Annotated in this window: 21 protein-coding genes and 1 pseudogene; 3 read left to right on the forward strand and 19 right to left on the reverse strand. The window is 48.6% G+C overall.

Annotation, left to right across the window (positions count from 1 at the left end):
* The first annotated feature begins 3 nt into the window (after positions 1–3).
* Positions 4–174, forward strand: a complete 171-nt coding sequence (locus tag L4D76_RS14330; protein WP_428441655.1) for a transposase — start codon at positions 4–6, stop codon at positions 172–174.
* Between the two features lie 5 nt (positions 175–179).
* Here L4D76_RS14330 and L4D76_RS14335 read toward each other — a convergent pair.
* Positions 180–405: pseudogene (locus L4D76_RS14335) on the reverse strand (transposase); the annotation flags it as partial.
* A gap of 360 nt (positions 406–765) precedes the next feature.
* On the opposite strand from L4D76_RS14335, the gene L4D76_RS14340 reads away from it, so the two are divergent.
* The gene (locus tag L4D76_RS14340; RefSeq protein WP_428441656.1) at positions 766–1,524 is read left to right on the forward strand and encodes an EAL domain-containing protein; all 759 of its coding nucleotides are present in this window, start codon (positions 766–768) and stop codon (positions 1,522–1,524) included.
* Between the two features lie 162 nt (positions 1,525–1,686).
* Here the strand turns inward: L4D76_RS14340 and L4D76_RS14345 are convergent, their stop codons facing one another.
* Positions 1,687–2,652, reverse strand: coding sequence for a transposase (locus L4D76_RS14345; RefSeq protein WP_428441574.1), 966 nt, complete (start codon positions 2,650–2,652; stop codon positions 1,687–1,689).
* A 162-nt stretch (positions 2,653–2,814) separates the two neighbouring features.
* On the opposite strand from L4D76_RS14345, the gene L4D76_RS14350 reads away from it, so the two are divergent.
* On the forward strand, positions 2,815–2,982 hold the full coding sequence (locus tag L4D76_RS14350; RefSeq protein ID WP_428441575.1) for an alkaline phosphatase: 168 nt from the start codon (positions 2,815–2,817) through the stop codon (positions 2,980–2,982).
* A gap of 97 nt (positions 2,983–3,079) precedes the next feature.
* On the opposite strand, the gene fabV is transcribed toward L4D76_RS14350, so the two are convergent.
* The 17 genes from fabV to L4D76_RS14435 form a co-directional block, all read right to left on the reverse strand.
* Positions 3,080–4,282: an enoyl-ACP reductase FabV gene (gene fabV, locus L4D76_RS14355; protein WP_428441576.1), complete on the reverse strand. Its 1,203-nt coding sequence runs from the start codon at positions 4,280–4,282 to the stop codon at positions 3,080–3,082.
* Positions 4,283–4,464: 182 nt separating this feature from the next.
* Complete coding sequence (locus L4D76_RS14360; protein ID WP_428441577.1) at positions 4,465–6,477, reverse strand: CocE/NonD family hydrolase; 2,013 nt, start codon at positions 6,475–6,477, stop codon at positions 4,465–4,467.
* 29 nt (positions 6,478–6,506) lie between these two features.
* Positions 6,507–7,748 (reverse strand): ATP-grasp domain-containing protein, encoded by a 1,242-nt coding sequence (locus tag L4D76_RS14365; protein WP_428441578.1) that lies wholly within the window; start codon positions 7,746–7,748, stop codon positions 6,507–6,509.
* 286 nt (positions 7,749–8,034) lie between these two features.
* Positions 8,035–9,267: a beta-ketoacyl-ACP synthase gene (locus L4D76_RS14370; protein WP_428441579.1), complete on the reverse strand. Its 1,233-nt coding sequence runs from the start codon at positions 9,265–9,267 to the stop codon at positions 8,035–8,037.
* Positions 9,264–9,989: a 3-ketoacyl-ACP reductase FabG2 gene (locus L4D76_RS14375; RefSeq protein WP_428441580.1), complete on the reverse strand. Its 726-nt coding sequence runs from the start codon at positions 9,987–9,989 to the stop codon at positions 9,264–9,266. Before L4D76_RS14375 ends, L4D76_RS14370 begins: the two co-directional genes overlap by 4 nt.
* The gene (locus L4D76_RS14380; RefSeq protein WP_428441581.1) at positions 9,986–10,465 is read right to left on the reverse strand and encodes a hotdog family protein; all 480 of its coding nucleotides are present in this window, start codon (positions 10,463–10,465) and stop codon (positions 9,986–9,988) included. The genes L4D76_RS14375 and L4D76_RS14380 overlap by 4 nt, the downstream gene beginning before the upstream one ends.
* Positions 10,458–11,732: a beta-ketoacyl-[acyl-carrier-protein] synthase family protein gene (locus tag L4D76_RS14385; protein ID WP_428441582.1), complete on the reverse strand. Its 1,275-nt coding sequence runs from the start codon at positions 11,730–11,732 to the stop codon at positions 10,458–10,460. The genes L4D76_RS14380 and L4D76_RS14385 overlap by 8 nt, the downstream gene beginning before the upstream one ends.
* A 15-nt stretch (positions 11,733–11,747) precedes the next feature.
* Complete coding sequence (locus L4D76_RS14390) at positions 11,748–12,347, reverse strand: DUF3261 domain-containing protein (RefSeq protein WP_428441583.1); 600 nt, start codon at positions 12,345–12,347, stop codon at positions 11,748–11,750.
* Positions 12,348–12,394: 47 nt separating this feature from the next.
* Positions 12,395–14,734, reverse strand: coding sequence for an MMPL family transporter (locus L4D76_RS14395; protein WP_428441584.1), 2,340 nt, complete (start codon positions 14,732–14,734; stop codon positions 12,395–12,397).
* The gene (locus tag L4D76_RS14400) at positions 14,718–15,386 is read right to left on the reverse strand and encodes a LolA family protein (protein WP_428441585.1); all 669 of its coding nucleotides are present in this window, start codon (positions 15,384–15,386) and stop codon (positions 14,718–14,720) included. The genes L4D76_RS14395 and L4D76_RS14400 overlap by 17 nt, the downstream gene beginning before the upstream one ends.
* Positions 15,370–15,807 (reverse strand): acyl-CoA thioesterase, encoded by a 438-nt coding sequence (locus L4D76_RS14405; RefSeq protein WP_428441586.1) that lies wholly within the window; start codon positions 15,805–15,807, stop codon positions 15,370–15,372. The genes L4D76_RS14400 and L4D76_RS14405 overlap by 17 nt, the downstream gene beginning before the upstream one ends.
* Entirely contained in the window at positions 15,804–17,351 is a 1,548-nt protein-coding gene (locus L4D76_RS14410; protein WP_428441587.1) for an HAL/PAL/TAL family ammonia-lyase, read from the reverse strand. Before L4D76_RS14410 ends, L4D76_RS14405 begins: the two co-directional genes overlap by 4 nt.
* Entirely contained in the window at positions 17,341–19,029 is a 1,689-nt protein-coding gene (locus L4D76_RS14415) for a glycosyltransferase family 2 protein (protein WP_428441588.1), read from the reverse strand. Before L4D76_RS14415 ends, L4D76_RS14410 begins: the two co-directional genes overlap by 11 nt.
* The gene (locus tag L4D76_RS14420) at positions 19,029–19,379 is read right to left on the reverse strand and encodes an ApeI family dehydratase (protein ID WP_428441589.1); all 351 of its coding nucleotides are present in this window, start codon (positions 19,377–19,379) and stop codon (positions 19,029–19,031) included. The genes L4D76_RS14415 and L4D76_RS14420 overlap by 1 nt, the downstream gene beginning before the upstream one ends.
* An 18-nt stretch (positions 19,380–19,397) precedes the next feature.
* Positions 19,398–20,777, reverse strand: a complete 1,380-nt coding sequence (locus L4D76_RS14425; RefSeq protein ID WP_428441590.1) for an AMP-binding protein — start codon at positions 20,775–20,777, stop codon at positions 19,398–19,400.
* Positions 20,774–21,334, reverse strand: a complete 561-nt coding sequence (locus tag L4D76_RS14430) for a COG4648 family protein (RefSeq protein WP_428441657.1) — start codon at positions 21,332–21,334, stop codon at positions 20,774–20,776. The genes L4D76_RS14425 and L4D76_RS14430 overlap by 4 nt, the downstream gene beginning before the upstream one ends.
* Positions 21,331–21,588, reverse strand: a complete 258-nt coding sequence (locus tag L4D76_RS14435; RefSeq protein WP_107282242.1) for an acyl carrier protein — start codon at positions 21,586–21,588, stop codon at positions 21,331–21,333. Before L4D76_RS14435 ends, L4D76_RS14430 begins: the two co-directional genes overlap by 4 nt.
* Between the last annotated feature and the right edge of the window lie 18 nt (positions 21,589–21,606).

A 21,606-nucleotide genomic window follows, 5' to 3' on the forward strand; every position in this document is an offset into this window, starting at 1 on the left:
ATATTGGTCTATCTTCCGGTATACAGTCCGGAATTGAATCTGATCGAAATCCTTTGGAAACAGGCCAAGTATTACAGACGCCGCTTTATTACTTGGAGTAAAGAAACACTGGAAGCAGAAATCGCTGCCTTGTTAGATGGCTATGGCAACTTATTTGAAATAAGTTTTTCTTAGTTACTTACCAGGTGGTAGTGGTTACTCATTACTGAGTAGGCACAAATATCAATGCAATAGATACTGCTGAGTTGTTTGATTTTCGCTTCAATCCACTCGCGACGGTGTTCAAAAGACGTTTCTGTTGCTTCATCGTAACTACAGAGAAAGGTGCGCCCGCACACAACGTGAAACACAGTGGTAGTAGTGCGTTGATTGTAGACATATTTGTTGTTTTCTGGCGGTGGTCATGAGTCAATCCTTGTTGGTGGAATAATGACCATAGTTCATATGCCAGACTTTAAAAGGGGCTGTGGATCAGATTGGGATTGGTGTTGCGATGCAGTGAAATTAACAGAATTGATGGTTTCTTAAGTATGCCTGTCCTATAAGAGCGTGCGTCGTACACAACGTGAAACACAATGGTAATAGGGCGTTGATTCCAGACATATCTGTTGTTTTCTCGCTGTGGTCATGACTAACTCCTGGCTTATTGAATAATAACCATAACTTATATGTTGGGCCTGAAAAGGGGCAGGGAATCAGATTGGGATAAGCATTGCGGTACGGTGAAATTAACAGAATTGATGGTTTCTTAAGTGTGCCTGTCCTATATACCCTGCAGTAAAAAAATCATGTTGTACATGCGAGGCATTATTGCGCTGGCACTCTAAGTCTCTAGGCTTTGTTTCTCCCTTGGAATTCATACCAGTTGCTGAAAGTATAGGATTGATCAATGACTTAGGTATATTTGTTCTTGAAGAGTCACTTAAAACATATTTAGAATTAGCACAGAACAACATAAAGTTGGATTACGTTGCAGTTAATATTTCACCAATACAGCTTTTAGATGGGTTGTTTGTATTTAAACTCAAAGCATTACTTTCAAAGTACCAATTTAACTCTAAAAACTTAAAGTTAGAACTTACTGAAAGTGCATTTAATCATGAGTTTAGTAGTGTTGTTGAATCTATTAAAGAAATAAAGACTCTTGGGGTGAAAATTGCCATTGATGATTTTGGAACGGGAGAGTCATCGTTGTTGCGATTAAAACAGTTTAAGACTGATTGCTTAAAGATAGACAAGAGTTTTGTATCTGAGATGCTCAGTGATCATCAATCAATGAATATAGTGAGCACTATTATTGGCTTAGCTAATAATATGGATATGTTTACGGTGGCGGAAGGAGTTGAGAATCAAGAACAAGCTATTTCGTTAATCAAGAATGGTGCAGATTTCTTACAAGGCTATTACTACTCTAAACCTATTCCTAAGCAAGAATTGATTGAATTCTTTATTTCAAAAAATACGACGCGTAATGACATCTCTTTGCAGAAAGTAATTGATAGTTCGAGAGTTACTGGATGGTAACTAGGAGGAGAAATAGGACAGGCATATTTAACAGATGCTGTTACTTTTCTAGCCTATAATAGTCTTAATATGATGTTCTTTAGTGGCTGTTTCGCTGTTAGAGGCAGAGGGTATCCTTCTTGAAGCAGAATGAAGGGGGAATCTTTGATTTTCTAAAGCGAATTACGAGGTGAGCCTGTAACCCTGTGCCCGAGAACGGTTGAAAGTTACCGTTGCAATTTGAATGGATCGCGATGAGCCAATGAGCAACGCACGTTGTCGTTCAAACTGTGTACAGGCTTTTATCCAATCTTGCTGTTCGATACTTAAACGTTGAAGAATTGGCGGTGTGTTGGATTCAATATATCCCGTTTTACCTTCACGAAGCTGTCGACCCGTCCAGTCAACAAGTTCTATGTAATCCATCAATCGCATTGGGATCCCTTTGATGATGGTGTTGCTGGGGTTGCCAATGAAAGGGTGAAGAGAAGGGGCGGTTAGCTTCTCATCTTTCAGATCCTGTAACCTTGCTTTTATCGACGTATATTCGGAGCTTTCCGGCGTTTTAGCAATGCCAGCACGGATAGGATTTAAATCAACATAGGCCATTGCAGCAGCCAGCGCTTGTTCATCCAGTAATGCCTGGCACCTAAAGCGGCTTTCCCAGAAATGTCCTGTACATTTATCTTCTTTATTTGCCCTAGTGGCAATATCTAAATTGAGTTCTCGCATAAACCAACTGAGGTTGGCGAGACGAGAACGCCAGTCGTCGATGATGGCTTTGCAGGCGTTGAATTCGGTGTCGCTTTTAGTATCACCAGTCAGCAACCGCTGGATCAGAACCGGTTTGTTATGAAGGGTACACCAGYGTTCAATGACTTCCTGATCTGTTAACGCTTGTGCTTTCTCTTTATCAATATGCACTACCAGGTGGTAGTGGTTACTCATTACTGAGTAGGCACAAATATCAATGCAATAGATACTGCTGAGTTGTTTGATCTTCGCTTCAATCCACTCGCGACGGTGTTCAAAAGACGTTTCTGTTGCTTCATCGTAGCCACAGAGAAAGGTGCGCCGCACACAGCGTGAAACACAGTGGTAATAGGGCGTTGATTCAAGGCAAATCTGTTGTTTTCTGGCGGTGGTCATGAGTTGCTCCTAGCTGGTTGAATAATGACCATAGCGTATGTGTTGGGATTGAAAAGGAGCAGAGGATCAGATTGGGATTGGTGTTGCTATGGAGTGAAACTAACAGGATTGATGGTTTCTTAAGTATGCCTGTCCTATCAGTCGTTAGATGGTTTCTTAAGTATGCCTGTCCTATCAGTCGATCAGTCGCTCCTATCAGTCGTTGCTTTTTTTGCAGAGAACATCTTCGGTAGTGAAACCCATTCTGGTGAAGATGTCGCTATTTTCTCCCAAGGTCCGAAAGCTCACCTGTTCCAGGGAGCCGTTGAGAAAACTATATTTTCCATGTAATGAATGAAGCCTTGGACTCACTCAATAACGTTAAGAACCATTCTATTGGAGGGCCCCGAAACGGGCACCCTTATTGTTCACCTTCACTAGGACCAATTTACGGCATTAATCTTTGCAAGCTGTCAAAGCAGATATCGGATTGATAATCAACGCCTTTAAGGCCAAAACCATTTAGCTGCATGAAGTCTGATTTATAGCCCTGATAATCACCGAGCTGGGTAAAATTATCATGGGTTATTTGGGTCATGAGGGTATCGACCTCCTGCTGCACATCATCACTTAGCTCCCAGTCATCAATGCGGATCAGGCGCTGAGGATCAACCGGCACAGTATGCTCTGCGCCGTATAACCGCTCAGCAAACAGTCGCTGCATCTGTTCGATACAGCCTTCATGCAAGCCTTTTTCTTTCATCACTTTAAACAGTGCCAGGATGTAAGGTGAGAATGCAGGAATAAAGACGCTGGCTTTGGTGACCAGAGCTTTACATACCGAGACATGGGCACTGCCGCCAATGGTTGCCAGTTTGTCATTCAGTGTATGGCTGGTGGTATGTAAGTGCATTTTGGCTCGTCCCAGTGTTCCCTGATGGTAGATAGGGTAGGTACTTTTTGCACCGATATAGGAATAAGCCACGGTCTTACACCCTTCGGCAAGCACACCAGCCTCAGATAAAATGTCAATCCAGCTGGCCCAGTCTTCACCGCCCATGACTTTCTCTGTCGCTTTAATTTCTTCTTCGAGAGCCGATTCGATGGTCATTTGTTCCATCGTATCTGTTTCAAGATTGATCGTTGGCCCTGTAACGGATTCGCCGATGGCTTTAATGGAAGATCGCCACATTTCACCTGTTTCAGGGTCTGGACGTACGCCCGTTGCCAGGCTGTAGACCACTAAATCAAGCTGGCCACCGAATTCGGTTTGGATGTAATCAATCACTTGTTGTCGGGTTTGTGGCGAAAACGCATCAGCAACAAAATTTTTACCAATCAGGCCCGCTTTTTCTGCTTCTTGACGGAAGAAGATATTGTTATACCAGCCGGCACTGCCCACGCCTTTTTCGCTGGGGCCTCGCTCGAATGAGACACCAATGGTATCTGCGCTTGCACCGCCAAAGGCAAGTGCGATACGCGAGGCTAAACCAAAACCGGATGATGCGCCTAAGATCAGGACTTTCTTCGGCCCGTTAGCTATGGGGGCGGCCGATTTTACGTAGTTAATTTGATTGCGAACAACTTGCTGGCAGCCTAATGGATGGGCAGAGCGTGCAACGACCCCTTTAATAACAGGTGTAATAATCAATGAAATATCCTTAAATGCTACCAGCGGTAATGATCAGGCTTATTGGAATTGATTAGAATTAAATCAATTTTCGTGATGATTTGTTTTGATGCCAGATAAAGAAAGCCCAACTATACCCAAACCACCTCAAGATACAGAGTTCAGTGCATCTTGAGGTGGCTTGGCTATATACCAGCACTACCTCAAACCAGGTCACGTTTGATGCGCAGGTTCCAGTTTTGTGAATAGACTCTTTTATCGCCTTCATAGGCATCCAGCTCTGCGTCCAGATAGAAATAGGACTCATCGCAGTGCAGCAGGGTACGAGTAGTGGTTTCCACCGACCAGTTTCCGCGCTTGAATCCCCATTGCCAGCGCGTTTTACCTTGTGGAGATTGAAAGTCATCGCCTTGGTAGGAGTACCACTCTTCGGTTTTGCGATTGACAACCAGATTGATATCGTCAAGCCGGTAGCTGCCATTGTCATTGATAACTTCCAGGGTGGAGATGTCCTTGTCCAGCTCTCGGATCACCCGCCAGTTGTGATGACCTTCTTTGATTTGCTTTTTTGTGCCGGAGGCTGCGGCTTGTACTGGTGGGAAAGAAATGGCCTCTTGCCGCGGGGCACGTACGGGTAATAGCAAGCGGCTGTTACCGGTATAGATCTTCAATTGGGCCGATTCCTGCGAAGGCCAGGCCAGCGGGAAATAGGAGGAAGAGATGGCGACACGGATCCGGTGCCCTTTGGGGAAGGTCTGTGCTACATCATTTAACTGTACTTGCACTCGATAGCACTTGTCCGGCTTGAGCGGTGTCGGTTTTTCATGGCTGTCGCGATGGGTCAGGTTCAGCAGGCCGTAGGTTACCCGGGTGCTCTTGTTATCCGGGTGCACGTCGGATAATCGTACAGCCACCATCGCCACGGGTTTATTGGACGAAATCTCCAGTTCGATCACCGGGGCCCCGAGTATCTCAAAGGCTTCTTCGAACGGATCAGTGGTGAATAATAAGGCCCCCCCTTCTTCCTCGCGCTGATCATGGGGCAGATCCGGCGTCGCGCTATATGAGCACCACTTGCCTGCAAACAGGCCGTTGCTCAATGGCGACTGCAGCGATAAGGCGCACTCTTCCACCTCGGCGTTCTCGTCAACCAGACGATATCTAGCCAGTTTGAAGGTCTGGGTGCTGATATTGGCCGAGGGCCAGCCGGGTTCAGAGATCCAGCGGCCATAGCGCTGATGGTAAAAGGTTGACGGCGGCATACTGTCGAGCATCCATGCCCGCAGCATGGGTTCATCCATAATGTTGGTCTCTATCCCCTTTAGCCACTTGTCCCACCAGCGCAGACATTCCTGCAGAAAACCAATGGCCGGGCCGGGCACACCAATGTGCGGGTATTTGTGGCTCCAGGGGCCAATCAAGCCCATGCGTGGACCTTGTAAATTACTCAGTAGTCGGAAAACCGCGTTGCTGTAGCCATCGGCCCAGCCGCTCACAGCCATGACTGGTGTTTGCACGCGGGAAAAGTCTTCGCATATCGAGCCGTGTTGCCAGTATTTATCACGACGCTGATGCTTGAGCCAGGTATCCAGCCACAGGCCGCTGCCCTTCAGGCGCTCAAACCACATCTCGCGCCATTTATCCCCGACGATCTCCGGATCCGGCGGCAGGGAATTGTAGGCGAACATGGTCGAGGCCCAGGAAAGATTATCCCCCAGCAAACAGCCTCCCATATAGTGCACATCGTCTGCATAGCGGTCATCGGTGGAGCAGACGCTGACAACGGCTTTGAGCTGTGGCGGCTGCATAGCGGCGATCTGCAGCCCGTTGAAGCCGCCCCAGGAGATACCGATCATACCGACGTTACCGTCGCACCAGGGCTGTTGTGCCAGCCACTCGATAATGGTCACCCCGTCGTCAAGCTCCTGTTGCAGGTATTCGTCGGTCAGCACCCCTTCCGAGTCGCCGCTGCCACGGATATCGACACGGATACAGGCGTAGCCGTGCCCGGCGAAATAGGGGTGAAAGGTTTCATCACGCAGACGCACACCATCGCGTTTACGGTAGGGGATATATTCGAAGATCGCCGGTACCGGACTGGCTTCGGCATTCTCGGGCATCCAGATCCGTGCGGCCAGACGGGTGCCGTCGCTCATTGGGATCCAGGTGTGTTCGAGGTGTCGGATCCGGTGCGGAAAGGTTTCGACGATCTCCATAGTTCCCCCTCTGGTATATTTCGTGTTTGTTATTTCGCCGCTGAGATAAGTGGCGCAAGCTCCAGCGGCAAGATCTGCTGAACGGTACGGTATTTCTCAAGCAGCTCCTTCTGAGTGTCGCCACCGAGAAAGATGTCGGCGATCTCATAACTGTAGCTGTCCTGGGATTTTAGCTCAGACAACCGCATTCCCTGATGAATATGCAGCAGGATCTCTGCATCAGGGATCTGGCGTCTGACGCCCTGCAACTCTTGGTCTGTCGGCACTCGTTTAACCATAGCATCTTCATATACTCGCCACATGAACTTTGCCCCGTAGTGGTATGGTCCCTGACGGTGCGGGAATTCGGGCTGTTTCCCCAAAGCCAGATCAAGCATTACCTGATGATGGGACGCACCATCGACGTGGAGGAATAAGGGGCAATGCGATTTCGATATGCGGGCATTGATCTCCAGTAGCCAGATATTGTCATTTTCCGTGTCCCAGTAAAATTCAATATCGAACGGGCCGTTATCGAAACCGATATGGCTAAGGAATCGTTGAGTGACTGCGATCATCTTGTTCTGGATCTGCTCTGGGATCAATGAAGGGTACTGATAACGTGAAAAGCTGGAGTGATGCTCCCCTTCGCGGATCGAATCGACAGCACCGTAGACACAGACGTCACCGTTATAGACATAGCCTTCCAGCGTGCACTGCTGGCCTTCGGAGATGATCTCCTCGGCGATGCAGTGATACCCGTCGATTGCAGCGACATCATCGGGCAGATCCGCAAACTGCAACAGATAGTTGAACGGTTTGGCAAACCGGAAGATATTTTTGCGTATTACCTGGATGGCATGCGCGAGTTCGTCATCATTACGCACCATGAAACCGAGACTTGATGAAGCCGCTTTTACGGGTTTGAGCCAGTATGGATAATCAAGGGTGATCTGCCGGCGCGGATCATCCTCGAAAGGATCTACATCACAGAAATCGGGTATGTATTGCGGGATCACCCGGTGTTGTTCCAGCCTGCTCCAGTATTTGTGCTCACATTTAAGCACCGCTTCGAAGCTCGGAGAGGGCAGGCCGAAAGGCTGACGCAACAAGGGAAGCATGGTGCTGACAGGAAAGTCCCAGTAGCCGACAATGGCATCAATGGTGCCGGGAAAGTTATTTAACTGCTTAAGGGCGCCTTCGTACAGCGCCTTGACCGGTAACACGGGCTCTGCTTTCATATCGCGGTGGTGATACAGCTCATGAAAGCGATATGCCTGTGCCCCCTCCATCGACCGCATCAGTGCAAGGTTGAATTCATCGGCTCCAAAGACAAAAATATTTTTCATTGCACGACTCCCTGTGTTCTTTCATTCACATCTTCATTCGATTGACACTAACATCGAAGACCCGGTCTTATGACTGCCCCTGTGGTTATTATCCCGATTGGTATAACCAGTCAGCTTGTCTGAAAGTTTAGTCTGTGACTGGCGTTTGTTCTTATAAAAAAAATCCCCAACCAATATTGGTCGGGGATTTTTAAAGGTTTGTTAGTTTTATCGCTGATAAGAGTTAAAGTCAGCCCTGCCAGCGCTTGAATATCAGTGAGGTGTTGATCCCACCAAAGGCAAAGTTATTGCTCATAATATACTGACAATCTAACTCGCGGCCTTGCCCGGTAATGTAGTCGAGGTCGCCGCAGCGTTCATCAATGTGGTCCAGATTCAGGGTAGGGGTAAACCAGCCGCTGTTCATCATCTCCAAACTTAACCACGCCTCAATGGCACCACAGGCACCTAAGGTATGACCGAAGTAGCTCTTTAGCGAGCTGATCGGCGCTTTGTTGCCGAAGATGTTGGCCGTGGCATTACTTTCAGCAATATCGCCTTTCTCCGTTGCGGTACCGTGGGCTGAAATATAGTCGATGGCATCAGCCGACAGGCCGGCATCTTTCAGTGCCATTTCCATGCATATCTGCATTGTTTCCATTTGAGGCTGGGTGACGTGGGTAGCATCACAGTTGCTGGCAAAGCCGACAAGCTCTGCATAAATTTTCGCCCCGCGGGCAACGGCATGTTCGTACTCTTCCAGTACTAATGTACCTGCACCTTCACCGATCACCAGGCCATCACGTTCAGTATCGAAAGGACGGGGAGTTGACTTCGGCGCGTCGTTTTTCAAGCTGGTCGCAAACAGCGTATCAAAGACCGCTGATTCTGTCGGGCATAGCTCTTCTGCCCCGCCGGCAACCATTACGGTCTGGTAGCCATGTTTAATGGCTTCATAAGCATAACCAATTGCCTGGCTGCCAGATGTACAGGCACTGCTGGTCGGGATCACCCGGCCACGCAAACCGAAGAACAGACCGACATTCACCGCAGTGGTGTGCGGCATCATCTGTACATAAGTGGTCGCGGTAATCGCTTTGGTGGTCTTTTCATTTAGCATCACACCAAAGGCACCGATTGCCGCGGTACTGCCCGTTGATGAACCGTAAGCAATACCGGTCTGGCCGTTGGTCAGCACGTCGTTATCGATCAAGCCGCTTTGGAGCAGGGCATTTTCAGTTGCAATAGTGGAAAGCTTGGAAACCCGGCCCATTGAGCGGATCTTTTTACGGGTGTAATGCTTGGGCAAAGTGAAGTCTGCGATGGGGGCCGCCAGCTTGGTATTTAAACCGTCATACTGCTCATAGTCAGTCATGTACACTGTGGCATTTTCACATGCACGGAGTTTAGGCTCAACGCTTGTCCAGTCATTACCGAAGGCGGTAACACCAGACATACCTGTAACAACAACGCGACGGGTCATACAAGACCTCCGTTTACAGAAATAACTTGGCGGGTGACATAAGCGGCAATATCAGACATCAGATAACTGACCAGCCCTGCCACTTCTTCGGGCTCCCCCATACGGCGAAGCGGCACCAGTGGTAACGCTTGTTCTTTTACGTGCTCCTCGACCATGCCGGTATCAATCAGCCCCGGTGCGACACAGTTAACGGTGATTTTGCGTTTTGCCAGTTCAAGAGCCAGTGATTTGCTTGCGCCGATAACACCGGCTTTGGCAGCACTATAGTTGGTTTGACCGCGGTTACCCATAATGCCTGACGCTGATGCGATGGTGATAATACGGCCACCTTTGCGTTTTTGTACCATCGGCATGACACACGGGTGAAGTACGTTATAGAAGCTGTCGAGGTTAGTGCTGATCACGCCATCCCACTCTTCTTCTGTCATGGCAGGGAAGGCGGTATCTCGGGTTATCCCCGCATTGTTGATCACGCCATAATAGGCGCCATGTTCGGCAATATCGGCTTCCAGCCGTTCTCGGCTCTGGGTGCGATCACAGATATCAAATTGAATTAGACGACCGGAACCCCCGGCTTGTTCAATATCGGCCAATGTGGTTTCTGCGCCTGATTTATCACTCATATAATGGACGGCAATAATAAAGCCATCTTTAGCAAGCTGAGTTGCAATAGCACGTCCGATGCCTTTGCTCGCACCTGTAACTAATACGTGTCGGTTCATGAGTGGTTCCTATTGTTTTGAAAACTGCCTAACAATTGATCTAATTTTTCTTGGGGTGGTACGAAGGCATTCAGCTGACTGGACGCCAGTTCTTTGCCCTGGCATTCAATACGGCAGCTAAATACCGCCATGCCATTGCTTTCCATTATGCGCTCGGCATAAATGTCGAGTACATCGCCTTCCTTAAACGCGCTGCAGTTAGTTTGGTAGCGGCGGCAGCCAAGTAAAAAACCTATGGGTGAGGCTTCACCTTGTCGCCAGGCATGATAGCCAGACCAGCCGGCAACAGACTGCGCCATAAATTCAATGCCGACATAACCCGGAATGGTTCGGCTATCTGGATTGAAGAAAATACAGCGATCACTGATGGTGACCTGGCAGTGAACATGCTCTTCACCGACGTCGATAAGCTCGTCAACTAACACCATAGGCGTATCGTGTGGAAGCAGTTGATGAAGGTGAGGAATACTAGTCATGGACATACCCAAAGATCAGGCTGATGTTATTGCCACCAAAGGCAAAAGAATTACTTAAAACCGCCTGTTTCGTCAGTTTTGTTTTGGGTTGAACCAGATTTACCGTCGCTAAGTTATCGGCGATCTGACCATCATTGATCTGCGCGGGCAGGTTGATATTGTAGCGCAGAATATGCCAGCAAATGGCGGCTTCTACCGCACTGGCAGCCCCCAGGGTGTGGCCTGTGAAAGGTTTGGTTGAACTGACGGGTGTTTGCGGGCCGAATACCCGGTGAATGGCTTTGGCCTCCATTTCATCATTAAGCGGCGTTGCGGTGCCATGGGCATTAACATAACCGATATCTTGCGGCGTTAACCCGGCATCAGCTAATGCTTTTCGCATTGCTTCTTCTGCCCCGTTTCCTTCCGGATGTGGGGCTGAAATATGGTGGGCATCGGAACTGTCACCAGCACCTAATAATGCAATTGGCGTGTCACTATTACCGATTTGTTGTGGTTTATCAGCATTAAGTGGTTGTAGCTCAGCTGAAAGAGACAGCAGCATGAAGGCTGCCGCTTCGCCAATGTTGATGCCATCGCGGTTTTTACTAAAAGGATTGCACAAGGTGCTGGAAAGCGCCTCTAAACCATGAAATCCGTTTAATGTCAGACGACATAAAGAATCAGCACCGCCGACGATCACGGCATCTACAATACCGGCTTGAAGTAGCCGTTTGGCTGACAAAAACACCCGGCCGCTGGAAGAGCAAGCGGTAGAAAGGGTATAAACCGGCCCTGTGAGGTCAAAGTAGTCGGCAATAAACTCGCTCGGATTACCAACTTCCTGTTGGTAATAATGAAAATCTTCAGGAAAGTTACCATTTTCATTTTTGGCAGTGAGTGCTCGCTCGCCATCAGCAATACCTGAGGTACTGGTACCGACAATAACGGCAATACGTTCATGGCCATATTGGGCAATGGCTTGCTCGATAGGCTCGGCAATTTGCAGCAATGCCGATAATGCCAGGCGGTTATTATACGTATCCTGCTGTTTGCAGCGTGAAGGAATGGCGGGCAGTTCACTGACCACTTTTCCCACAACCGTATCTGTTCCGTCATTGAGCCACCCCGATATAGGGATCATGTCAGGTGACCGCCCCTGTTGCAGACGAGCATGTATTTCCTCGGCATAAAGGCCTAACGCGGAGTTAAAACCACACCCGTGGATATATACCGGACTAGGTTCATGTTTCGAGAGTCTGTTGGTTTTTGATATTTTTATAGTCATCGCGAATTATCGAACTTATTTTAATGGGCCGTAATTTAACGTTTTAATAGTAATGGTGTATCCCAACTGATAATGGGTAAACACGATGTCACCAGCGAGATGCGGTGTTGCTTTATATTCAACATCAGCGACAACATTACCTTTATCATCAATAAGCTGGCGATGCTGTGACATTTCTATCAATTGCCAGCCGATGCTTTGCAATGGACTGTGCCAGGCGTCTACCGGCCACAGGGTGAGCATCAGATTGAACAGTACTTGCTCCGGTTGCGGCAGCGTTTCGCCAAGCCCCGGCAGTACGCTGGCTTCAATGGTCTGATTTTCATAAGTCAGGCTGAGAATACGTGAGCCCCAGGATGAAAAACCGGCAAGCGCAATTTTTTGCTGATCGACTTGCAGCTGTACGGGGAGCTGGTGGCTCTGTTCGGCCCACTGCGCAGTAATGAGCTGGCTGGCTGCCAGTGTTTGTCCAAGGGCTGCGGGGGCTGGCAAGGTAACATAAGTATCAGGGGCAATATTGACCTGATTTGCTTGGGGCTCAGGCTTGCTGGCACAACCACTGACAACCGTCAGCAAAACGCCCAGAGCGCAGGCTTTTGTTAACTGTACTGGCATTGTTAATCGAGTTGATATTAATAACCGTATATTCTGGGCTGCGAGTCTCATCCATCGACCTCATCTGTGTGGCTAGCGAGCTGTGGCATGGAAAGCGGCGCAAGTAACCAGGCAACCATGATACCTGTTAGCACGGTGATCCCAAAACTGTGGATCGCCTGAGTTGCGCTCAATGCCAGTAAGCCGAAAGAGAGCAGGGTGGTTGCTGCTGACAAGCTGATGGCCAATAGCGTACTTTTTGCCTGGGTTTGCTCGGCAAAAAATACGGTGTAGTCGATACCGATACCTAAGATCAGGATCAAAGCGAGTAGATTGAACAGGTTGAGCGGCATCCCTGTTATAGCGGTAACCGCGATGCCGACACAGCCTGCGATAACGGGGGGAACAATCAGCAATATCCCTTGTTTTAGCCCATAGCGCCATACCAGCAAGGCCAGAATAGCCCCGGTGGCTGCCACTAATAATTCAGTCACCCGTATCCGGTATTCACCAAACAATGAAGAGACTTCATCGGCTTTATCGAGATAACTGAGCGCCGGATGCTGAGCCGCAAATTGCTGTAGCGCTTGCGGGTTGCTAACGCCGCTTAACAGGATAATGGCCGCTTGCTGATTGCTGAGTTTTCCCAGCCACATAAAGCGTAGTGGCGCTGATACCGGTGATGCCAGAAACTCATTAATCGTCAGCGGGCTGAAGTCATGATCTAGTTTCACATTAGTGTTGAGGTTGAGTTGCTGAGTCAGTGCAGCCCCTTGTTGTTGGTAGAGCTGGCGGATCAACCGGAAATTATCTCGCTGTGTCTGTTCTGAAGGTAAGTACTGACTAATGCTCTGATAGCCGTCTAAAACAGCCTGTTCGAGAGAAGTGTTGCTTGCGGTCATCGTATCGAGCTGATCTGTTACCTGGTTTAGCTGTTCTAATAACGCCTGTTCGTCGGTTGCTTTAACTAACAGCATTTGCTGACTATGACTAACGCCGGTGATGGTCTTAATGGTTTCTTCCTGCTGTTTAAGATCGGCAGGAAGAGCCTGTAGCTGGCGAATATCATCGTTATAGCTGGTATGGTAAATACCGACTAATGAGGCGAGTAGCAAGACCGATGGCAGAGCAATACGGACCGCGGGCTTTTGCCACATCGCCAGCCATGTTGTCATTAATGACGTCATTGGCAAGGTGCAAGGCTGACTCGGTTTACGAGCCAGAATCGGGTACCAGCATACCACCGTGGCGTAAGCGGCGGTTAAGCCGAACGCCGAGAATAATGACAGCTGCTGCAAGCCGGGAAACGGCGCAATCAACATACCTAAATAGCCAATCAAACTGGTGATCAGGCCCAGAGTAATGGCAACAAAAATATGCTGCAGGCCTCGCCGCGCATTCCAGTTATTGCCTTCGGCTAACCGGTCGGTCAGGAAGTGGAAAGCATAATCAATGGATACCCCGATCAGGCTGGCACCAAAGACTAAGCTGAACAGATGAACCTTGCCGAAAATCGCTACGGTAAGCACAAAAGCTGCTAACAGCCCGCAGGTAATTGAGAGCAGGGCCAGTACCAGCGGCAGCGGGCTGCGATAGACCACCAATAGCAATACGATAATGCCGAGTAGTGAACCAAAACCAATGGTGCTGATTTCACTCTTGGCGCTTTCTGTACCGTGTGCGGCATAGAAAATCACCCCGGTATGGAGTACATCGACAGCAAACTGCTGGCGAATTTGATCTTCGAGTGCCGCTAATTCGGGAAGTTGCTGTTGTAATGCCAGATTATAGGCCGAGTCGGTCAGATCGGCGGTGATTAAGACATACTCTTTATCTTGATAGCTTGATGTTAAGAACCCGTTAGTCAGCTTAAAACTGCCAGACTGGGCGGTAAGTTGGGCTAAAAAATCACGGAACAGCAGAAAGGGATCGCTTTTCAGCTCGGTGCCTGTGATACCGGAAAAAGGATTGTAAAGTGCTTGGATCACGCGTTGCACTTGTTGTTCTGGGGCACCTTGTAAGCGTGTTTTTTGCTCTGGTGTTAATAACTGAAAGCGCTTCGGAAAGTAAAGCTGCCCCCAGGCTTGTTGCAGGTTTTGACTCAGTTTGCCAGTGACGTCACTGAACATGCCGAGGGTTGATAATTGGGTTGAGAATTGCTCTGCCGCAGTAACGACTTGCGTTTGGTCTTTACTGCCGATAAGAAAGATGACTTTGTTGCTCATGCTATCGGCAACCTGATCGAAAGCTTGTTGTGCTATCGGATCTTGTCGGTTCTCAGGTAGCAGCGCCAGTATATTGGTTTCAATCGGACTTTGGTGGCTGGCTGTTAGCTGGTATCCCAAGACGCCAGCCAGTAGCAGCACAATCAACAGCCAAACGGCGGCAAGTTTAGAATTGGAAGGCACGTTGTTCTTCTGAGGTTAGTTTAGCGGGTACAGTACGTTGGTTAGAAAACGTAATGTCGGTGATATCACCACGAATTTCAGTCAGTGTCAGGTGATTGATATAGTCTTGCCCATTAATGGTGATAGTTTTAAAAACGGCATTCAGTGGGGCAGATTTGGGAGTAAGCACTAACTGCCACTGACTTTCTTTGGTAGTGGTTTTGGTATTGTCGGTAAACACCATGTCGAACTGATCAGTCAGCTGACTGGTATCGCCTTTGAACAGCGAAAGAAACACGTGGCTGAAATAGAATACCATCGGATTTTCACTGGCAGAGACAACCTGTGCAGGTTGATCTGCGAACTGCTGGCTCAATTTATCTTTGGTCAGGATCAGCGAGACCGGAAAAGGCGTTGTCTGTTGCCACAGCAACCCCTGCTTTTCAGTCAGTAGAAACTGGCCTTGTGAAGTCAGCGGCTGGTTGAACATTTCCATCTTGCGGGTTTGTTCAAAGTCACCGCGCACAATGGGCTGGTTAGAGAGCTGTTGCTGCAGCTCAGGCAATGAAATTGCCTGAGCTGAAACACTTGCCATGACGGTGAGACTGAAGCAGATACTGGTACCGAGAGATCGCCCCCATTGTTTGAGCATCGGCTTAGTCTTTATCAGCATGCCAGGCCTCTATTTTATCTGTGAACACTGTCGGTGACACAAAGCACATCTCACCACTGTCGATACCGACAGCGACTTGCATGGTGTGTGCTTTGGTCATGCGCTGCCCGGTTTGTGCATCATAAACCACGTAGTCAACTCGCAGCCGGTTTTCCCACTCTGTCAGAGTAGCAGAAACACGGATTTGGTGATTATACGGGATTGGCTTGACGTACTTTACCCGGGTATCAATGATCGGCCACATATAGCCGGAGTCCATCATCTCCCGGTAACTGTAATCAATCTTTTCCATCAATATTCGACGGGCTTCTTCAAAGAAGCGGAAGTAATTGCCGTGATACACCACGCCCATAGGGTCAGCGTCCTGAAAGGACGTGACCATAGTGACCTCAGCGCTTAAGTGAGTCACATTTTCTGTCATTTATACAGTTCCCAGTGCTGCTGCTGAATTTTTGTAATGAAGCGACGCAAATCACTTTCCAGCGGGCGATCTTCAATAACAGGATCGAAGTCTTGCAATACTGCTTCTGTTATTGCCTTCAGTGCCGGACTGAAGTGGTTTTCATCCAGTTCATTATGGCGTTTACGGATCTCTAACGCCTGCGATGCCGCCAGTAGCGAAGCTGCGGTTACTTGTTCTGTCAGCTGCAATACGCGCAGACAATCGCGAGAAGCGATGGTACCCATGCTGACTTTGTCCTGGTTGTGGCATTCGGTCGAACGGGAGAAGACGCTGGCTGGCATGGTGTGTTTCAGCGCTTCTGCCGTCCACGCCGAGACACCAATCTGAACCGCTTTAAAACCGTGATTAATAGGCTTGCGTTCACCTTCTGCACCGGTGAGATTGAACGGCAGGCCGTTATTAAATTTATAGTCCATTAGCTGAGCCATCTGGCGATCCAGCAGATCGGCGATGTTCGCTACGGCTGTTTTCAGGGTATCCATCGCCATTGCGATGTGGCCGCCGTAGAAATGACCACCGTGCAGTACGCGCTCGTTGTCACCGTCGATAATTGGATTATCGTTAGCGCTGTTGAGTTCATTTTCGATCATCTGACGTAGCCATGGCAGAGTGTCCTGCAGCACACCGATAACGTGCGGGGCGCAGCGCAATGAGTAACGATCTTGCAGGCGGTCACTGTTCCGTGGCGGACGATCAGCCAGTAGATCAGAGCGTAACCAGCTGGCAATTTGTTGCTGGCCCGGATGGGGTTTCACTGCGAAAAGGGCTTCATCGAAATGAAAGTCGTTGCCGTGCATGCCGACAGAGACCATTGCCGTGATTTTGGTTGCTAACTGCGCCAGATATTCTGCCCGTTTATAAGCAATACAGGCTAACGCCGTCATGACGGAAGTACCGTTCATTAATGCAAGGCCTTCTTTGGGCTTCAGCTTGATGGGCTTGATACCCAGCTCGGCGAAGACGTCGGCAGTCGGGCGGATTTCACCTTTATAGATGACTTCACGTTCACCAATTAGTGCAGCAGCAAGATAAGAGAGAGGTGTCAAATCACCACTGGCCCCGACAGAGCCTTCCTGCGGAATGCGTGGTGAGATATCAAGGTTGATCAGGGTAACAATCTGATTAAGCAGACCATGGCTGACGCCGGAAACCCCCTGCGACAGAGAGCACAAACGTGTAGCCAGTACGGCACGGGCTTGCTGGTGGTCAAGGTTTTCACCCAGCCCGCAGCCGTGGAAACGGGTCAGGTGCAGTGGCAGTTCATCAACCAGATTCGGCGGAATGGCAACAGTACAAGAATCACCGTAACCTGTTGTTACACCGTAAATGACGCCCTCTTCTTTGAGCAGACGCTCAAGAAAGGCGACGCCACGATCAATTTTTGCTGTGAATTCAGCCGCACTGTTCATTTCAGCCCGGCTGCCATTGGCAATGGAAAGTACATCTTCAATGGTCAGGCGCTCTGCGCCGAATTTGATTTTTTGTTGGGTCTTATTTGTCATTATGTTTTTCACTTAACTGCCAGAAATTAAAGAAGTTATACCACTGTAGCGGTGCCTTCAGCGTATAGTGTTCGAGACGGCGGGCATACTGGCTAACGACAGTTTTTAGAGCCTCTTCACGTTGCCCTCTTGGTAACTTGACGTGTTCGCAAAAAGGTTCGAAATAGACATCAAAATGCGGCATTTTCTGATTGTCATCGCGCAGACCAAATAACAGGTAAACAGGTGATTTCAACACTGCAGCCAGTATGAATGGCCCTTGTGGAAATGGCGCTGGCTGGCCAAGAAAATCGGCCCATACGACGCGTTGTTCTTTAGTGGCAGAGGTGCGATCGCCAACAATGACAATCCATTCTCCTTGTTCTAACTTTTGTTCAAGCAAAATGGCGGTATCCGGACCCAGCTTGCTGACTTGGATCAGATTGAGATCGGATTCAGGATTGATCGCTTTCATGACCGCGTTAAAACGTCCCGCATGTTCGGTGAACACCAGTGCGTTAATTTTCAAATTTTTATGACGTCGACTCAGTGCCCGGCACAGTTCCAGGTTGCCCAAGTGAGAACCAATGACTACGACGCCGCGATCTTGCTGAACAAGAGCTTCAAAGTGTTCAATGCCATGCAGGGTCAGGTTTTTTTCGGAAAAATCCCCCCGCCACGCGGCTAATTTGTCCAGCATGGTATGACCAAACGAGAGCAGGTGCTGGTAGCTGTTGAGCTTTCCTGGCAATGTGCTCCCTTGTTGCCTGGCGTGGGTGGTTAATTTATCCAGGTATAATTCGGATGCCCCACGTGCGGATTTTCCGGTCAGGTAGTAGTAGGCGATGACTGGTTTTAGCAATAAGTTAAACGCGGCTCGTCCTAGTAGTGAATAGACAGCCAGCAGGGTTTTAATGCCGAGAATGGTGCCCCGCTCTGCATGAGAAGACCAATGTTTCTGCTGGTTTGGCTTACGTTTTAACAGTTTAGGGATACGCGGTAACATGCCGAAGAACAAGCGGGTGTGCATGGCACTGATTTTCACGTTGTCCCATAATGCATCGAAGTGGGAAATGCCCCCTTCGGGATAAATGACTTTTGTGTCAATAAAGCGAATGTCGCAGTCATCCCAGTACATACGAACCATGATTTCAGTATCAAAATCCATCCGTTTACCGATCTTATTGCGCTCCAATACCTTTATCGTGCGACCTATAGGGTAAGCACGGAAGCCACACATGCTGTCTTTGATGGTAAAAGAGAGCGTTTCAATCCAGACCCAGATGTGGGTAGCATAGCGGCCATATAAACGGGACTTAGGGACGGACTCGTCATATACGGGCTGACCCGAAATTAACGCAGTCGGGTGTGTTTCTGCCTCAGCAATCAGTTTAGGTAGTGCGTCTAAATTGTGCTGGCCATCCGCATCAATCTGAATGGCATGGCTGAAGCTTTGCTTAAAGGCCTGGTAAATACCCGTGATGACAGCCCCGCCTTTGCCCTGGTTTTCTGGCAGGGTGATGACACTGACATGCTCGCGCTGCTCTTGTTCGGCAAGAATCGCTTTGGTTTGTGCATCACTGCCATCATCAATAATAATCACCGGCAAGTTGTAACTTGCCAGTGAATCTAATACTGCTGGTACGGTTTTGCCGTGGTTATAACAGGGGATCAGAAAGCAGGGATGGAACGTCGTCATCACTCTGTATCCAATTTGATTCGTCCTGATGAGTGGGGGCCCTTTTCAGACGAGTAAGTGAACTGCAGTTTCTGTTTTTCTTCAGACCAGTTTAAGCTCAGCTCCACAATACTGTCAGGTAAAATCGGGTTCTGAAATTTAATCACTTCCATCCCGGCAAAATTGGGGTGGGCATTTAATAGGGTCTGGCCGTAAAACAACGCCCAGTCAATTTGAGTGACACCCGGCAGTAATGGATGTGACGGAAAATGCCCCTGAAAATCTAAAATATCAGCATCGACCTTCAATGTCAGTACAGCACGGTCATCCGCGATGTGCTGAGCGATAATAGTGGGTTTTCGTTTTGTCATTATAGTACCGGCTTTCTCTTAAATTTCTTTGGATTCTTCTTTGAACAGCAGCTCCAAGTCCCTGCTCAGCCGTTTGCCCTGGGTGTTAAGCGGGATTTCATCAACCGCTCGATAGCGACGGGGGATACCTACAGGCTCCAGCCATAGCCTTAATTCCTGCCGCAACTTCAACCAGAACTTGCCTTTGCCCATGTCTGATACGGTTGCTTTGCCCGACTCGGTCAGGGTTATGACGGCTGCCAGAATTAAGCGATTGGTTTCTTCCAGAGGAAAAACGGCCGCTTCTTCAATCCATTCCAGCTGGCATAAGCGACGTTCGACTTCGGTTAACGAGATCCGCTTTTCTTCAATTTTAACCACTCTGTCAGCTCGACCTTTTAGCATGAACTGATCCCCCGCTAGCAGCTCGCATTGATCGCTGGTTTGATACCAGCTTTGCGGGTCAATAAACGGTGATCGCAGACGCAAACATCCCTCAGCATTTAATGCCATGTCGATAGCGGGAAATAATTGCCATGGGGTTGTTGGTTCCTGTTGCTGACGATAGCCTATACCGCCGGTTTCAGTACTGCCAAAGACTTCAAACGGCAGTTGCTCAAATAACTGCAAACTCTGCTGGGCAGCACTTGGTGATAATGGGCCTCCGGATGAGAAAATGGCGCGATAGCTTGTGGTTTTTTGAACACCAGTCATCCGTTTTAACAGTGCCGGACTACTGATTAAGGTGGTGTTCTGACTGGCATGTATCATGACTTGCTCTGGATAGATCAGGTCAAAGCGTTCAAATAGTCGACCCGCACAGAGCGGCCATAATACCCGGAACAGCAAGCCGTAAATATGTTGGTGCGAAACGGTACTGGCAATGGTTGAGTCTGACAGTAACTCCCCCCAGATTGTATCCAGCTGGGCGATTTCAGCATCCAGCAAATCGAGGGTTTTCTCAATCGCTTTCGGGGTGCCGCTAGAGCCTGAGGTAAACAGGGTTAAACGAATGTCACCAAGAGGTAATGGCGAAAAAAGGGTGGAATTCGTTATCTCTGTCGTTTCTGATATCGGTAGCTTAAACGCAACTTTATCAAAGTTATGCTGAAATACGCCATCATGCAAAATCGCATCGAAATGGGTTGATAGTTCAGCTAACGCGGCAGGTTGATGATTACCGGGTAAAATAATATGACGCTTGGCGTGCGCTGCCGCCACAAAGGCAACGGCAAAATAGTAGCTGTCTTCAAAGCAAATAGCCCAACGCAGGTGCTTGCTGAGTCTCAGTTGCTCAGTCAGTTGGCTGACATCATGATAAAACTGTGACCATGTGACGATATCAGCCTGTGCAATTGCCACTGGCTGAGAGTCAGGCCAGGGAGTGGCCATCAGGTTTGCTAAAGTTTTGGAGGTCATGACTTTTTTTGCACCCATTGGCGAATAAACCATTCCGAGATAAACAGACAGCCTGCCAGAATATAACTGATCAAGCCGTTATACAGTGTCCATACTGCTAATGGCATGAAGCAGGTGATTAACGCAACTGTACCATTGAGTATAAAAAATCCGCACCAGACTTTGGTGACAGTACGGGTGTAACGTACGCCACTTTCAGGCAAGTCAGGTTCCTGTAACCGTGCCAGACGTTCAATCAGGGTTTCTTTCTGCCATAGACTGGAGGCGAACAAACCGAGCATCAGTGTATTGACGATCACCGGATAAAAGGTGAACCAGCCTTCTTGTCGAAACAGGCTGCCAAGTAACGTCAAAACAATCCCGGCCCCACCACTGAGCCAGGCGATGTATTTGAATTCGCGCAGACGAGTTTGGTTTCCTGCGATGATCCGCAGTAAAAACAATACCGCCAGCAATCCGGCTACAGTCCCCAGCCCCCATTGGCTAAGCCCGTAATAAACTGCTGGCGGGTAAGCGAGTAATGCAATCGCTGACAGCGCAGTCAGCAGACGCATTATTCAGCCTTCAGAAGATTAACAACCGCATCGACAATATCGTCGACGGTACGGACAGATTTAAATTCTTCCGGCTTGATTTTTTTACCGGTCTGATTTTGCAGATAAACGACAAGATCAACGGCGTCAATGCTGTCTAAATCAAGTTCTTGATAAAGCTGTGCTTCAGGTTTGATATCGTCGGCATCAACTTCAAATAACTCCACTAATGCATCACGTACGAGTTCAAAAATTTGGTTACGATTTACTTCTGTCATAATGGTTACGCTTTGTTT

Origin of the sequence: Photobacterium sagamiensis (assembly GCF_050337085.1) — a bacterium.
GTDB lineage: Bacteria > Pseudomonadota > Gammaproteobacteria > Enterobacterales > Vibrionaceae > Photobacterium > Photobacterium sagamiensis.

Coding starts and splice junctions, on each gene's coding strand:
- L4D76_RS14350 (WP_428441575.1), top strand. CDS start 2,815: ATGCCTGTCCTATCAGTCGATCAGTCGCTCCTATCAGTCGTTGCTTTT.
- L4D76_RS14360 (WP_428441577.1), bottom strand. CDS start 6,477: ATGGAGATCGTCGAAACCTTTCCGCACCGGATCCGACACCTCGAACAC.
- L4D76_RS14365 (WP_428441578.1), bottom strand. CDS start 7,748: ATGGAGGGGGCACAGGCATATCGCTTTCATGAGCTGTATCACCACCGC.
- L4D76_RS14370 (WP_428441579.1), bottom strand. CDS start 9,267: ATGACCCGTCGCGTTGTTGTTACAGGTATGTCTGGTGTTACCGCCTTC.
- L4D76_RS14375 (WP_428441580.1), bottom strand. CDS start 9,989: ATGAACCGACACGTATTAGTTACAGGTGCGAGCAAAGGCATCGGACGT.
- L4D76_RS14380 (WP_428441581.1), bottom strand. CDS start 10,465: ATGACTAGTATTCCTCACCTTCATCAACTGCTTCCACACGATACGCCT.
- L4D76_RS14385 (WP_428441582.1), bottom strand. CDS start 11,732: ATGACTATAAAAATATCAAAAACCAACAGACTCTCGAAACATGAACCT.
- L4D76_RS14390 (WP_428441583.1), bottom strand. CDS start 12,347: ATGCCAGTACAGTTAACAAAAGCCTGCGCTCTGGGCGTTTTGCTGACG.
- L4D76_RS14400 (WP_428441585.1), bottom strand. CDS start 15,386: ATGCTGATAAAGACTAAGCCGATGCTCAAACAATGGGGGCGATCTCTC.
- L4D76_RS14405 (WP_428441586.1), bottom strand. CDS start 15,807: ATGACAGAAAATGTGACTCACTTAAGCGCTGAGGTCACTATGGTCACG.
- L4D76_RS14410 (WP_428441587.1), bottom strand. CDS start 17,351: ATGACAAATAAGACCCAACAAAAAATCAAATTCGGCGCAGAGCGCCTG.
- L4D76_RS14415 (WP_428441588.1), bottom strand. CDS start 19,029: ATGACGACGTTCCATCCCTGCTTTCTGATCCCCTGTTATAACCACGGC.
- L4D76_RS14420 (WP_428441589.1), bottom strand. CDS start 19,379: ATGACAAAACGAAAACCCACTATTATCGCTCAGCACATCGCGGATGAC.
- L4D76_RS14425 (WP_428441590.1), bottom strand. CDS start 20,777: ATGACCTCCAAAACTTTAGCAAACCTGATGGCCACTCCCTGGCCTGAC.
- L4D76_RS14435 (WP_107282242.1), bottom strand. CDS start 21,588: ATGACAGAAGTAAATCGTAACCAAATTTTTGAACTCGTACGTGATGCA.